Origin of the sequence: Metabacillus sp. FJAT-52054, from assembly GCF_037201815.1 — a bacterium.
Lineage (GTDB): Bacteria > Bacillota > Bacilli > Bacillales > Bacillaceae > Metabacillus_B > Metabacillus_B sediminis.
Genome location: NZ_CP147407.1, coordinates 1798651 through 1811631 on the forward strand (window position 1 = coordinate 1798651; position 12981 = coordinate 1811631).

The 12981-nt window shown below is 46.3% G+C and carries 13 protein-coding genes and 1 riboswitch; of the genes, 11 read left to right on the plus strand and 2 right to left on the minus strand.

What is annotated here, in order from left to right; all coding sequences use genetic code 11:
- The first annotated feature begins 185 nt into the window (after positions 1 to 185).
- From WCV65_RS09485 to WCV65_RS09535, 11 genes are all read left to right on the plus strand, one after another.
- Positions 186 to 1112: an aspartate carbamoyltransferase catalytic subunit gene (locus WCV65_RS09485; protein ID WP_338781834.1), complete on the plus strand. Its 927-nt coding sequence runs from the start codon at positions 186 to 188 to the stop codon at positions 1110 to 1112.
- Complete coding sequence (locus WCV65_RS09490; RefSeq protein WP_338781836.1) at positions 1096 to 2382, plus strand: dihydroorotase; 1287 nt, start codon at positions 1096 to 1098, stop codon at positions 2380 to 2382. The genes WCV65_RS09485 and WCV65_RS09490 overlap by 17 nt, the downstream gene beginning before the upstream one ends.
- Positions 2379 to 3479 (plus strand): carbamoyl phosphate synthase small subunit, encoded by a 1101-nt coding sequence (locus WCV65_RS09495; RefSeq protein WP_338781838.1) that lies wholly within the window; start codon positions 2379 to 2381, stop codon positions 3477 to 3479. Before WCV65_RS09490 ends, WCV65_RS09495 begins: the two co-directional genes overlap by 4 nt.
- Positions 3464 to 6673, plus strand: a complete 3210-nt coding sequence (carB, locus tag WCV65_RS09500; protein WP_338781840.1) for a carbamoyl-phosphate synthase large subunit — start codon at positions 3464 to 3466, stop codon at positions 6671 to 6673. The genes WCV65_RS09495 and carB overlap by 16 nt, the downstream gene beginning before the upstream one ends.
- A complete protein-coding gene (locus WCV65_RS09505) occupies positions 6670 to 7449 on the plus strand; it encodes a dihydroorotate dehydrogenase electron transfer subunit (protein ID WP_338781842.1) in 780 nt (259 codons plus the stop codon). The genes carB and WCV65_RS09505 overlap by 4 nt, the downstream gene beginning before the upstream one ends.
- Complete coding sequence (locus WCV65_RS09510) at positions 7443 to 8378, plus strand: dihydroorotate dehydrogenase (protein WP_338781844.1); 936 nt, start codon at positions 7443 to 7445, stop codon at positions 8376 to 8378. The genes WCV65_RS09505 and WCV65_RS09510 overlap by 7 nt, the downstream gene beginning before the upstream one ends.
- Positions 8347 to 9066 carry an orotidine-5'-phosphate decarboxylase gene (gene pyrF / locus WCV65_RS09515; RefSeq protein ID WP_338781846.1) on the plus strand — a complete coding sequence of 240 codons (720 nt, stop codon included), beginning with the start codon at positions 8347 to 8349 and terminating at the stop codon, positions 9064 to 9066. The genes WCV65_RS09510 and pyrF overlap by 32 nt, the downstream gene beginning before the upstream one ends.
- The gene (gene pyrE / locus WCV65_RS09520) at positions 9063 to 9704 is read left to right on the plus strand and encodes an orotate phosphoribosyltransferase (protein ID WP_338781848.1); all 642 of its coding nucleotides are present in this window, start codon (positions 9063 to 9065) and stop codon (positions 9702 to 9704) included. Before pyrF ends, pyrE begins: the two co-directional genes overlap by 4 nt.
- A 61-nt stretch (positions 9705 to 9765) precedes the next feature.
- A riboswitch (cobalamin riboswitch) is annotated at positions 9766 to 9945 on the plus strand.
- Between the two features lie 170 nt (positions 9946 to 10115).
- On the plus strand, positions 10116 to 10238 hold the full coding sequence (locus tag WCV65_RS09525) for a hypothetical protein (RefSeq protein ID WP_338781850.1): 123 nt from the start codon (positions 10116 to 10118) through the stop codon (positions 10236 to 10238).
- A gap of 44 nt (positions 10239 to 10282) precedes the next feature.
- Positions 10283 to 10588 carry a hypothetical protein gene (locus tag WCV65_RS09530; RefSeq protein WP_338781851.1) on the plus strand — a complete coding sequence of 102 codons (306 nt, stop codon included), beginning with the start codon at positions 10283 to 10285 and terminating at the stop codon, positions 10586 to 10588.
- A 123-nt stretch (positions 10589 to 10711) separates the two neighbouring features.
- Positions 10712 to 11911, plus strand: a complete 1200-nt coding sequence (locus WCV65_RS09535) for an ATP-binding protein (protein ID WP_338781853.1) — start codon at positions 10712 to 10714, stop codon at positions 11909 to 11911.
- Here WCV65_RS09535 and WCV65_RS09540 read toward each other — a convergent pair.
- Both WCV65_RS09540 and WCV65_RS09545 read right to left on the minus strand, forming a co-directional pair.
- Positions 11888 to 12163, minus strand: coding sequence for a hypothetical protein (locus WCV65_RS09540; RefSeq protein ID WP_338781855.1), 276 nt, complete (start codon positions 12161 to 12163; stop codon positions 11888 to 11890). The genes WCV65_RS09535 and WCV65_RS09540 overlap by 24 nt on opposite strands.
- Positions 12160 to 12834: a hypothetical protein gene (locus WCV65_RS09545; protein ID WP_338781856.1), complete on the minus strand. Its 675-nt coding sequence runs from the start codon at positions 12832 to 12834 to the stop codon at positions 12160 to 12162. Before WCV65_RS09545 ends, WCV65_RS09540 begins: the two co-directional genes overlap by 4 nt.
- Positions 12835 to 12981 lie beyond the last annotated feature (147 nt).

Consider the following 12981-nt stretch of genomic DNA (forward strand, 5'->3'; position numbering starts at 1 on the left):
CCTTTTAAATAAAGTCCAGAGAGACTTGAAAGGGTGTAAAGAAAGGCCGAATGGCCCTTCTGTTTTCCTGCACCCTGAACCGGATCGTTCAGGGTGTTTTTATTAGATCTTTTTAAAACATGTCTGTTTGAACCAGTTTCTTTGACTGAATGAAAACAGGATCTAACAAAAAGGGGGATGGAATGATGAAGCATCTTTTAACCATGTCTGAGCTCGCTATTGATGAAATCTTTGAAATCATTCATAACGCAAAGTGCATGAAAGCAGGGAATCTGCCTTCGCCGAAGGAAAACCCGGTATTTGCTGCAAACCTGTTTTTTGAACCGAGTACGAGGACACGGTTCAGTTTTGAGGTTGCCGAAAAAAGACTGGGAATTCAAGTGCTGAACTTTCAGGCCGAAAGCTCGAGTGTTCAGAAAGGCGAGACTCTGTATGACACAGTCCGGACACTGGAGGCGATCGGGGCGGACGCAGTCATCATCAGACATCCAATGGACCGTTATTTTGAAAGCTTAAAGGAACATGTTGGCATTCCCATTCTAAATGCGGGGGACGGCTGCGGAAATCATCCGACACAGTCCCTGCTGGATCTGATGACCATCCATGAAGAATTCGGCGGATTCAAAGGGTTAACCGTAAGCATCCACGGAGACATCCGCCACAGCCGGGTGGCCCGGTCAAATGCTGAAACGCTCACGAGGCTTGGAGCGAATGTTCTTTTCTCTGGCCCGCCTGAATGGCAGGATCCGCTCAATGCTTTCGGACACAGCGTCTCTGTTGATGAGGCGATAGAGAATTCGGATGTTGTGATGCTCTTAAGAATTCAGCATGAGCGTCATGCTTCGGCTGCTGCTGCAGATACGCACTCCTACCTTGACAGGTACGGATTAACAGCTGAAAGGGAAAAAAATATGAAGGATCACGGAATCATTATGCATCCTGCCCCAATAAACAGGGGGGTTGAAATCGAAAGCAGTCTTGTGGAGTGCAGCCGCTCCAGAATTTTTAAACAGATGGAAAACGGAGTATATGTAAGGATGGCCGTTCTGGCAAGAGCGCTTGAATCTAAAATGCTGAAAAGAGGAGAGGATCACCATGTCTTATATTCTTAAACAGGCAAACATACTAAACAGCGAAGGCCAGTTTCAAATTCAGGATCTTCTAATTGAAGAAGGAAAGATTGCAAAAATAGATGATTCCATTCATAGAGATGGGAAAGAAATAATCGATGCCTCCGGTCACATTGTGTCAGCAGGTTTTGTTGATGTTCACGTTCATTTAAGAGAGCCGGGGGGAGAACACAAAGAAACGATTGAAACGGGAACAAAAGCAGCAGCAAAAGGAGGTTTTACAACCATTGCTGCGATGCCAAATACGCGCCCCGTTCCAGATCATAAAGAGCAGATGGAGGCGTTGATGGAGAAAATCCGCGAGAATGCCTCTGTAAGAGTTCTGCCGTACGCATCGATTACAGAAAGGCAGGCTGGGAAAAAGCTAACAAGCTTTAGCGAATTAAAAGCAGCGGGCGCATTTGCCCTAACCGATGACGGGGTCGGTGTTCAGGAAGCAGGAATGATGCTTCAGGCGATGAAAGAGGCGGCTAAAGCGGGGGTGAGCATTGTAGCGCACTGCGAGGATAATTCGCTCATTAATAAAGGATCGGTCCACGAAGGTGTGTTTTCCGAAAAACATCAGATAAACGGGATTCCATCCGTTTGTGAATCTGTACATATTGCAAGAGATATCCTGCTCGCTGAAGCAGCAGGGTGCCATTATCACGTATGCCATATCAGCACGAAGGAATCTGTACGCACAGTGAGAGATGCGAAGAGAGCAGGCATTAATGTAACAGCAGAAGTTACACCTCATCATTTAATCTTGTGTGATGAAGATATTCCCGGCCTTGATCCGAATTTCAAAATGAATCCGCCGCTTAGGGGGAGAGAGGATCGAGAGGCATTAATTGAAGGCCTGCTGGATGGAACGATTGATTTTATCGCGACAGACCATGCTCCTCACACGCTTGAGGAAAAAGCGGAGGGGATGAAGCTCGCACCATTCGGAATTACAGGACTGGAAACGGCGTTCCCGCTCCTTTATACGAACCTTGTGAAAACGGGAATGGCAACGCTCCAGCAGCTTTTAAACTGGCTGACCATCCTGCCGTCCAAAACGTTCGGATTGCCTTATGGCACCTTGAAGGAGGGGGGCCCGGCAGATCTGGTGATGATTAACATCTCGGACGAACGGCAAATTGATCCTGAAACCTTTGTTTCAAAGGGGAAAAATACACCGTTTGCAGGCTGGAGCTGCACAGGCTGGCCGGTTCTCACCATTGCAAATGGTAACGTGGTATTCGATGAAAGGGGAGTCCGGGCATGAAGCGATTGCTTATACTTGAAGATGGAACGATTTTTACAGGAAAAGGCTTTGGAAGCGAACGGGAATCAATTGGAGAAATCGTGTTCAACACCGGTATGACCGGTTATCAGGAGATTCTGTCTGACCCATCCTATTGCGGGCAGATTGTAACGATGACCTATCCGCTGATTGGGAATTACGGGATCAACCGCGATGATTTTGAAACCATCACTCCATTTACCGGAGGATTCATTGTGAAAGAGCATGCGGTCCACCCATCAAACTGGAGAAGCGAGTATTCGCTTGACGAATACTTGAAGATGAAAAATATCCCGGGTCTTGCCGGGATTGATACGAGAAGGCTCACAAGAATCATCCGCAGCCACGGGACACTAAAAGGCGCTCTTTGCTCAAGTGAATCAGATCCACAAACGATTTTAGAGAAGTTAAGAGCTGTGCGCCTGCCTGTGAACCAGGTGGAAAGAGTATCAGCAAAAACTCCTTATGCAAGTCCCGGCAGAGGCAGAAGAGTCGTGCTTGTTGATTATGGGATGAAGCACGGTATCCTCCGGGAATTAAATAAAAGGCATTGCGATGTCGTTGTTGTTCCATTTCATACTTCTGCAGAAGAAATTCTTCAGCTAAATCCGGATGGCATTATGCTTTCAAACGGTCCTGGGGATCCAAAGGATGTTCCGGAAGGCATTGAAATGATCAGGGGAGTTTTAGGGAAAGTTCCTTTATTCGGGATTTGCCTCGGACATCAGCTTTTTGCTCTGGCATGCGGAGCGGATACCGAAAAAATGAAATTCGGACATAGGGGATCCAATCACCCGGTAAAGGATCTGGAAACGGGTAAAGTAGCCATTACTTCTCAAAACCATGGCTACACAGTAAGAGAGAGTTCACTTGAACAAACGGAATTAGCTGTTACTCATATTGCATTAAATGACCGGACGATTGAAGGCTTAAAGCATAATCAGCATGCCGCCTTTACAGTGCAGTACCACCCGGAGGCATCACCTGGGCCGGAAGACGCAAACGGATTGTTCGACCAATTCATGGAACTGATTGAATCAGCAGGAAAGGCAGGAAACCGACTATGCCAAAACGTGTAGATATTAAGAAGATACTAGTTATTGGATCTGGACCGATCGTCATTGGCCAGGCTGCAGAATTTGATTATGCAGGCACTCAGGCGTGCATCTCACTAAAGGAAGAAGGATATGAAGTCGTTCTCGTCAATTCCAATCCTGCCACAATCATGACGGATACGGAAATCGCAGATAAAGTTTATATCGAACCTTTAACAGCAGAGTTTGTCAGCAACATCATCCGCAAAGAGAGACCGGATGCACTCGTTCCTACACTTGGCGGTCAAACCGGCCTGAATCTTGCGGTTGAGCTTGCCCAATCCGGTGTTCTCGATGAATGCGGTGTGGAAATACTCGGAACGAGCCTTGAGGCCATTCAAAAGGCAGAAGACAGGGACCTGTTCCGCAGATTAATGAATGAGCTGAACGAGCCGGTGCCGGATAGTGAAATTGTTCATACGATTGATGAAGCCTTCGCATTTGCTGAAGTAATCGGCTATCCGATTATCGTTCGCCCTGCATTTACCCTTGGCGGTACAGGGGGCGGCATTTGCGGCAATGAGGAAGAGCTTGCCGAAATCGTCGCTTACGGGTTAAAAGCAAGTCCGGTTACCCAATGCCTTCTTGAAAAAAGCATCGCAGGCTTTAAGGAAATCGAGTATGAAGTCATGAGGGACAGCGGGGACCATGCGATTGTCGTCTGCAACATGGAGAACTTCGATCCTGTCGGAATCCATACTGGTGACAGTATAGTAGTCGCACCTTCACAGACGCTGAGTGACCGGGAATATCAGCTGTTAAGAAATGTCTCGCTAAAAATTATCAGGGCCCTTGGAATAGAAGGCGGCTGCAACGTTCAGCTCGCACTCGATCCGGACAGCTTTCAATATTACATTATTGAAGTCAACCCGAGGGTAAGCCGGTCATCTGCTCTTGCTTCTAAGGCAACAGGCTATCCGATTGCTAAACTGGCAGCGAAAATTGCCGTAGGTCTTACACTCGATGAAATGATGAACCCGGTTACCGGTAAAACATACGCTTGCTTTGAACCGGCATTGGATTATATCGTTACTAAAATTCCGCGCTGGCCATTTGATAAATTCGAATCCGCCAACAGATGGCTTGGTACCCAAATGAAGGCTACAGGTGAAGTAATGGCGATTGGAAGAACATTTGAGGAATCGCTGCTGAAAGCGGTCCGTTCACTCGAAGCGGATGTCCATCATCTTGAATTGAAGAGTGCAGCAGAGCTTGACGACCATCATATTGAAAAAAGAATCCGCAAAGCGGGAGATGAGCGTCTCTTTTATCTTGCAGAAGCACTTCGGAGAGGAGTCTCAGCAGAAACATTGCACGAGTGGAGCGGGATTGATTTATTTTTCCTGAATAAGCTAACCGGAATTATTGCCCTGGAAAAGCATGTGGCGAACCGCCCATATGATCTGGAGGTTCTTTACGAAGCCAAAGCAAATGGATTCTCTGATCTGGCAATAGCAAATTTATGGTCATCTGATGAAAGAGAAATCTATGAGCTCAGAAAACAATCGGGACTCCTGCCTGTTTATAAAATGGTTGATACGTGTGCTGCCGAATTTGAATCGTCCACACCGTATTTTTATGGTACGTACGAAGAAGAAAATGAGTCCGCGGTAACAGCTAGGGAGAGCGTTCTCGTTCTTGGCTCAGGCCCGATCCGCATCGGTCAGGGAGTAGAATTTGACTATGCGACGGTTCACTCTGTCTGGGCGATAAAAGAAGCAGGCTATGAGGCAATTATTATTAACAATAATCCAGAGACGGTTTCAACCGATTTCAGCATCTCCGATAAGCTTTACTTTGAACCGCTCACTGCTGAAGATGTGATGCATGTCATTGAACTTGAAAAACCAATTGGTGTGGTCGTGCAGTTTGGCGGCCAGACGGCCATTAATCTAGCGGATGAGCTTTCTGCACGCGGTGTGAAAATTCTTGGAACATCTTTGGAAGATTTGGACCGGGCGGAAAACCGGGATAAGTTTGAGCAAACTCTGAATACCCTGGGAATTCCTCAGCCCCTTGGAAAAACAGCTGTATCGGCAAGTGAAGCTGCCGTAATTGCAAATGAAATTGGTTACCCGGTCCTTGTCCGGCCTTCCTATGTATTAGGAGGACGAGCGATGGAGATTGTCTACCGGGAAGAAGAATTGCTTCATTACATGGAGAATGCAGTGAAAGTAAATCCAGCTCATCCTGTCCTAATCGACAAATACTTAACGGGCAAGGAAATTGAAGTGGATGCGATCTCTGACGGGGAGACGATCGTGATACCGGGGATTATGGAGCATATAGAAAGAGCCGGTGTCCATTCCGGAGACTCGATTGCGGTATATCCTCCTCAAACCCTTTCGGATGACTGCAAAAACAAAATCATTGAGCATACGATCGCACTCGCGAAGGGACTGAATATCTCCGGACTCCTGAATATCCAGTTTGTTATTTATAAAGGTGATGTGTTCGTCCTAGAAGTAAACCCGCGGTCAAGCAGGACGGTTCCGTTTTTAAGCAAAATTACCGGCGTGCCTATGGCGAATCTTGCAACGAAAGTGGTTTTAGGCCACAAGCTAAGGGACATGGGATATGAAACAGGCCTGATTGAAGAGAAGGCTGGAGTATATGTAAAAGTACCTGTGTTCTCTTTTGCGAAACTAAGGATGGTGGACATTACCCTTGGACCGGAAATGAAATCCACAGGGGAAGTAATGGGGAAAGACGCCACTCTTGAAAAGGCTTTGTATAAAGGATTGGTTGCATCCGGAATTCAAATTCATAAATATGGATCTGTTCTTCTGACCGTAGCAGATAAAGACAAAACGGAAGGCCTGGAAATTGCAAGACGGTTTAACCGGATCGGCTACCAGATCCTTGCAACAAGCGGAACAGCCGAATACCTGCAGGAAGCGGGCATTCCTTCAAAAATTGTCAATAAAATCAGTGAGCAGCCGAACCTGCTGGATGTGATCCGGAACGGAGAAGCGCAATTTGTCATCAACACATTGACAAAAGGCAAACAGCCGGCAAGAGACGGCTTCAAAATCCGACGTGAATCCGTTGAAAACGGTGTGCCGTGCCTGACATCACTGGATACAGCGAAAGCGATATTAAGGGTTCTTGAATCCATGAGCTTTTCGACAGAAGCGATGCAGGAGCTGAATCCCGGACGGGAGGCTGTTTATTCATGACCGGAAAAGAAGACATGCTGATTGTTTCGCATAGAGAAATTGCCGCAAATATTTTTGAACTGGTTCTTCAGGGAGAATTGACCCTTCAAATGACGAAGCCCGGCCAGTTTGTCCATGTAAAAGTATCGGAAACATTTGTCCCTCTTCTTAGAAGACCAATCAGCATTGCCAGAATCAGCCGTGAGGACAAGACATTTACCATCATCTACAGAAAAAGCGGGGAAGGCACGGCACTTCTTTCTAAAAAAAAACCTGGGGAAAAGGCAGACGTCATCGGGCCGCTCGGAAACGGGTTTCCTATTGACAGTTCTTTAAAAGGAAAAAAGGTTTTGCTTACAGGAGGCGGCATCGGCGTTCCTCCCCTGTATGAACTTTCGCGCCAGCTGAAAGCCATAGGAGCAGTGCCTGTCCATGTATTGGGCTTTGAAAATATAGAGTCGTCCTTCTATAAAGAAGAGTTTGCCAGACTGGGAGATACCTATTTTTCTACAACGGATGGCAGCTTGGGAGTGAAAGGATTCGTAACAGACGCCATCAGCTATCATGAGATTGAGTTTGACCGTTTATACGCCTGCGGCCCGACACCAATGCTGAAGGCGCTTGAAACCAGGTATACCGAAAGGGAAGTATACCTTTCCCTTGAAGAGAGAATGGGCTGCGGGATAGGAGCTTGCTTTGCCTGTGTGTGCCACATTCCAAATGATCCAGCCGGCTACAAAAAAGTATGCAGCGACGGGCCGGTATTTAGAGCGGGTGAGGTGGTGCTTTCATGCTGAACATAACACTTCCGGGATTATCGCTGAAAAATCCGGTTATGCCTGCTTCCGGATGCTTCGGTTTCGGCAAGGAGTTCTCCAGCCTCTATGACTTGAACAAGCTCGGTGCCATCATGATTAAAGCAGCTACACCTGAAGCGAGATTCGGTAACGAAACGCCGCGCGTGGCGGAGACGCCCGGCGGGATGCTGAACGCGATCGGACTTCAAAATCCCGGCCTCTTGGGAGTAATTCAGGGCGAGCTGCCAAGGCTTGAGTCCTTTGATGTACCGATCATTGCCAATGTAGCGGGGTCGAGCATAGAGGACTACATGAAAGTAGCCGAGCAAATCAGCCAGGTTCCAAATGTAGCGGCACTGGAATTGAATATTTCCTGTCCAAATGTAAAAACGGGGGGCATTGCATTCGGTACGGATCCTAAGATGGCAGCTGACCTGACCGCGGCAGTAAAACGGGTTTCCAGCGTGCCTGTATATGTCAAGCTGTCGCCGAATGTCACGAGCATTTCTGAAATTGCAATCGCAGCGGAACAGGCTGGAGCAGACGGATTAACAATGATCAACACACTTCTTGGAATGCGGCTCGATCTGAAAACCGGAAGACCCGTTTTGGCTAACAAAACAGGAGGGCTTTCAGGTCCTGCCATCAAGCCTGTGGCAATCCGGATGATTCATGAGGTCAGCCGTGCTGTAACCATCCCAATCATTGGAATGGGCGGCATTCAATCGGCAGAGGATGTATTAGAGTTTTTATATGCCGGCGCAAGTGCGGTTGCTGTTGGAACGGCGAACTTTGTCAATCCGTTTATCTGTTCTGAAATCATTGATGCACTTCCTGAAATGCTGAGCAGATATGGTTTCAGACATGTTCGGGAGTGTATAGGAAGGAGCCATGAGGATGCACCGGAACCCGATTATCATCGCGCTTGATTTTGTAAATAAAGCAGAAACTGCCCGCTTTTTGAAGGAAATGGGCAATGAAAAGCTGTATGTAAAAACCGGAATGGAGCTTTTTTATAAGGAAGGTCCAGCCGTTATTGAATGGCTGAAGGATGAAGGCCATCAAGTATTTTTGGATTTAAAGCTTCACGATATACCGAACACCGTAAATAGGGCGATGAAGGCACTTGCCTCACTTCAGCCGGACATGATCAATGTCCACGCAGCCGGAGGACGCTCAATGATGGAGGCAGCGATGGAAGGGCTGATCGCAGGGACTCCAGCAGGACAGAACCGCCCGTATTTAATCGGGGTCACACAGCTTACCAGTACGTCTCAAGAGGTAATGAATGAGGAGCTCCTCATCGAAGGAAGCATGTATAAGGCAGTGCATCATTATGCAGAAAATGTTAAGCAATCCGGACTGGATGGCATTGTTTGCAGCGTATGGGAATCAAAACAGATCAAGAAGGCATTTGGCCCGGATTTTATGACCATTACGCCTGGGATCCGGCTGGCAGGCGATGCGGCTCTGGATCAGTCAAGAGTCGCAACACCAGAAATGGCGCGCAGCGAAAATTCTACCTATTTTGTTGCCGGAAGAAGCATTACTCAAAAAGAACATCCGCTGAATGCGTATAAAAAGATGCAAATGGACTGGGAGGGTGTAAAGATATGAAAGAAAAAATTGCAAAGTCACTTCTTGAAATAGGGGCGGTCACACTGAAGCCAAACGAGCCGTTTACATGGTCAAGCGGGATGCTTTCCCCTATTTACTGCGATAATCGTTTAACCCTGTCTTATCCGGAAATACGCAGTGAGATCGCTAAAGGTCTGGCACGAGTAATTCAGCTGAATTATCCGGATGCTACCCTGATTGCCGGAACGGCAACGGCTGGGATTGCCCATGCAGCTCTTGTCAGTGATATTCTCGGACTGCCGATGTGCTATGTGCGCGGAAGTGCCAAAGGACACGGCAAAGGCAATATGATTGAGGGAATAGCTGGAGAGAACGACCGGGCAGTGGTCATCGAAGACCTGATATCTACTGGCGGAAGCTCTATTCATACCGCCAAGGTGCTTCGTCAAGCAGGTGCGGAGGTGCTGGGTGTTGCTGCAATTTTCACTTATGAGTTTGACGCAGCTGATCAAAACTTCAGCGAAGAGCTGATTTCATACCGGACCCTGACAGACTATTCGACTCTCATTCAAATAGCCAGGGAGGAAAACCGTATTAAAGAAAAGGATCTTAAAAAGCTTGAATTGTGGAGGGAAAATCCTTCTTCCCTCGAATGGAAGGCGGAAACCTCTGTCTGAATAGAAAGATTACTCTTGCCATTGTGAAAGCTAGTATGCTATAAAAGAAACTATCAATTTCATATTGTAGAGGAATAACAGGTACCGCTTATAGCGGTTTAATTAATCCGGTTATAATCCGGAGCTGTCCCCGCAACTGTACGTGCTGACGATTCTGCTGAAAAGCCACTGTCATTATGGACGGGAAGGCGCAGAAAAGACTGAAGCATAAGCCAGGAGACCTGCTATTCCTTGGAGTTTTCAATCTTCGGGGGAAGATGTGAAAAAGATTGTGTTACATACGATTCTTTTTATTGTTTGTCATCGACCGTTTTGGACTGAACCTTGTCAGACCTGTCTGTGCCATTGTAGGCGAAGCAGACAGGGAGATTAGGGTCAGTCTTTTTTTGTTTAATACGAAAGGAGAGAGGTTTGAACGCAGCTGAAAAGCAGCGCAAGCAAAAAGATGCCGGCATTGATCTTGTCCCGGTCGGTGATTTTACATTCTGCGATCAAATGCTTGATATGGCCTGGATTTTTAACCCGATTCCTTAAAGGCACCGGACAGAGAATTCTGCCTCCGTTGACAGCTGTTTTTCATGGCAAGGGGGTCGAAGCATGCAACTGCATGCGGGATGACAAAGTGGTTTGATAAACACTACCATTACCTTGTTCCGGAGTGGGAAGGCTCAGAACCGAAGCTCAATTTCAAACCGCTTGAACATGATCTTGAAGTGAAAGAGTGGGCGGAGGGACAGTCTGTCACCATTGGTCCTTATACCTTTATCAGGCTTTCCAATGTCGATGAATCTGCTGCCCTTTATGCTCAGCTTCTCCAGTCACACAGCAGTATGGCAGAAGCAGCGTTCCAAGTAAGAGAAAAACATAACATTCCAACTCTATAACAGTTGATGCCTCCTATTATAGAAGGAGGTTTTCCTTTTGCGGGGATTGCAAAAAAGCATTGGAACGATCTGTAATCCTCCCTTATAATGGGAAATGATCAATTATGTAAGCTGGAGGAAGAAATGAAAGAATTCGGGGATCAAAAAGAACTTCTATTTTATAAACGGCTAATAGATTCGATTCCTTTTGCTTTTGAGTTTAAGGATCCTGAATCAGGAAGATTTTATCAGCATCAGCCTGCTGCTGATCAAGAAGGTTCGTTTACCATTACATCTTTAGAAGGAGACCTGCTTGAAAAGCTGGAGGAGAAGCTTGCTCCGCTGGCTGATTTGATACCGCATCATCTAGTCATCACAGATGCTGATGGAAAGATTACGCTTTGCAACAGGCAGTCAGCTGCCGATCTAAAGGCCGATCATGAAGCCGTGATCGGTACACATATCAGGGAGCTGCTGCGTATTCCTGATCATCAGATTGCTATATTGGAAACGCTTCAGACCGGACAGGCTATCCGCAATCGGGAATTGTGGGACCGCAATTATGGGATCGTTAATACATATATCATACGACGGCACGATGGGAGTATTAGCAGGGTAGCCGGAGTGTTTCATTTTCTGAATAATTTAAAGGATGCTGAAAAAATGGCGATGTCAGGGAGAATTGCAGCAGGAATCGCGCATGAGATCAGAAATCCCCTTACCACTGTCCGGGGGTATCTCCAGCTTCTCAGCGGACAGCTCGGTCCAGATATGAACCGGCTGTTTTCGGCTTTGCTTATTCCTGAGCTCGATCGTGCGAACGGTATTATTACGGATTTTTTGAGGTTATCAAAAACGGAGGCGCTGCCATTTGAGACTCTGTATGTGTCTGACTTCCTCAAGAACTATTTGGGCAAGTTTCTTCACAGTGAAGCGTTCCTGCATGACACGGATCTGATCATTGATTGTAAAAAGATACTCCCTGAAACGGCTATCCTCGGAAACAAGGAGGAGCTTCTGCAAGTATTTATGAATCTGTTTGCTAACGCCCAGCAGGCAAAGACCATGAATAAAAAACTAAAGGTTGACGTGAAAGCAGCCATATACGGGGATATGGTGCAAATTTCTTTTTCGGATAACGGGAGCGGAATTGAGCCTGAGGTTCTCGTTCATATATTCGATCCATTTTATACAACGAAGGATGATGGAACAGGCCTGGGTCTCTCTATTTCAAGAAAGATCATTGAAAATCATCATGGTGAACTTCGGGTTGTCAGCAATAAGGAAGGAACATCTTTTTACATGGAATTCCCTATTGCATTAACTGAACCAAATGAAGACTGATAAGGCAAAACCGGCAAGGCCGATTAACAGAAAGCTAAGGTGAAACAATAGGGCCGTTTGTTTTTCAGGAACGGTCTTCTCCAGAATGGACCAATATAATAAGCCGCCAGCAGCAAATAACTTAAAGCCGCCAGCTGCGGTTATTCTTATTTCATTCAGCTCTTCTTTGCTCCATTTTGAAGAGAAGGAAAAGGAATAGCCGATTGCTGCCATCATAAAACCAATCAGTGACAAGAACGCTTTACCAATCATGTGTTATCCTCCCGCTGCAGCAAAAGTGTACGGAAATCAGAAAACGTGTTTTCCGTGCCGGCTGCCGCAAATGAAAGCTCTGTGCTGAAAATCGGTCCGCCGTACACAAAGGTATGAAACTCCCCGTTTTCTCCGCATGGATCGGCTGATTTTTTTATGGTTTCAATGAATGCTCCATCATAGTGATGTCCCAGTAAAGAATATGGAAGCTTCGATCCATCTATACCGCAAATAAACGCTTTATAGCCATCAGCTATAAATTGTCCAGCCAAAGAGTCGGTCCGCTCTCTCCATAGAGGAAAAACAGCCTGTAAACCACTGTCCATGACAAGGTTTTCTCTATATTCCCGAATATCCTTTAAAAAGATGTCGCCAAAAGCAGCATGAGTGATTTGATTTTCTTTGCAGCTTTTAAGAAATTCGCCCAGGCTCTCCTCATATTCATTATTAGATGGAGATGGAGAGAGTTCTATGAATTGAATAGCAAGACCGAGGCTTGCTGCCTGATCTTTAAGCAAATCCTCTCTGATTCCATGAAAAGGGACGCTGCGGGCAACCCGGTTGATCGATGTAAAAAGTCCGGAGATATGATATTCCGGGTTTTGCAAAAGCCTGTGAAGCATGATTGTACTGTCTTTTCCGCCGCTCCATGAAACAATCGTCTTTTTCATGAATTTCACCTCTTTAGCTAATTGTATCCTACTGACAAAAAAAATTCTAAGCTGCTGAAATCACTGGGTAATTCGCACATTTTTAGATTTTTTATAAAACCTACCCGATAACTCGGGTTGACAATCGTTCGAATTGTGCTAAAATTT

Bases quoted from the DNA above. Each gene is read 5' to 3' on its own strand.
- WCV65_RS09485 (WP_338781834.1), top strand. From the start codon at position 186: ATGAAGCATCTTTTAACCATGTCTGAGCTCGCTATTGATGAAATCTTT.
- WCV65_RS09510 (WP_338781844.1), top strand. From the start codon at position 7,443: ATGCTGAACATAACACTTCCGGGATTATCGCTGAAAAATCCGGTTATG.
- WCV65_RS09540 (WP_338781855.1), bottom strand. From the start codon at position 12,163: ATGATTGGTAAAGCGTTCTTGTCACTGATTGGTTTTATGATGGCAGCA.
- WCV65_RS09495 (WP_338781838.1), top strand. From the start codon at position 2,379: ATGAAGCGATTGCTTATACTTGAAGATGGAACGATTTTTACAGGAAAA.
- WCV65_RS09530 (WP_338781851.1), top strand. From the start codon at position 10,283: ATGGCAAGGGGGTCGAAGCATGCAACTGCATGCGGGATGACAAAGTGG.
- carB (WP_338781840.1), top strand. From the start codon at position 3,464: ATGCCAAAACGTGTAGATATTAAGAAGATACTAGTTATTGGATCTGGA.
- pyrE (WP_338781848.1), top strand. From the start codon at position 9,063: ATGAAAGAAAAAATTGCAAAGTCACTTCTTGAAATAGGGGCGGTCACA.
- WCV65_RS09535 (WP_338781853.1), top strand. From the start codon at position 10,712: ATGAAAGAATTCGGGGATCAAAAAGAACTTCTATTTTATAAACGGCTA.
- WCV65_RS09490 (WP_338781836.1), top strand. From the start codon at position 1,096: ATGTCTTATATTCTTAAACAGGCAAACATACTAAACAGCGAAGGCCAG.
- WCV65_RS09545 (WP_338781856.1), bottom strand. From the start codon at position 12,834: ATGAAAAAGACGATTGTTTCATGGAGCGGCGGAAAAGACAGTACAATC.
- WCV65_RS09505 (WP_338781842.1), top strand. From the start codon at position 6,670: ATGACCGGAAAAGAAGACATGCTGATTGTTTCGCATAGAGAAATTGCC.
- pyrF (WP_338781846.1), top strand. From the start codon at position 8,347: ATGCACCGGAACCCGATTATCATCGCGCTTGATTTTGTAAATAAAGCA.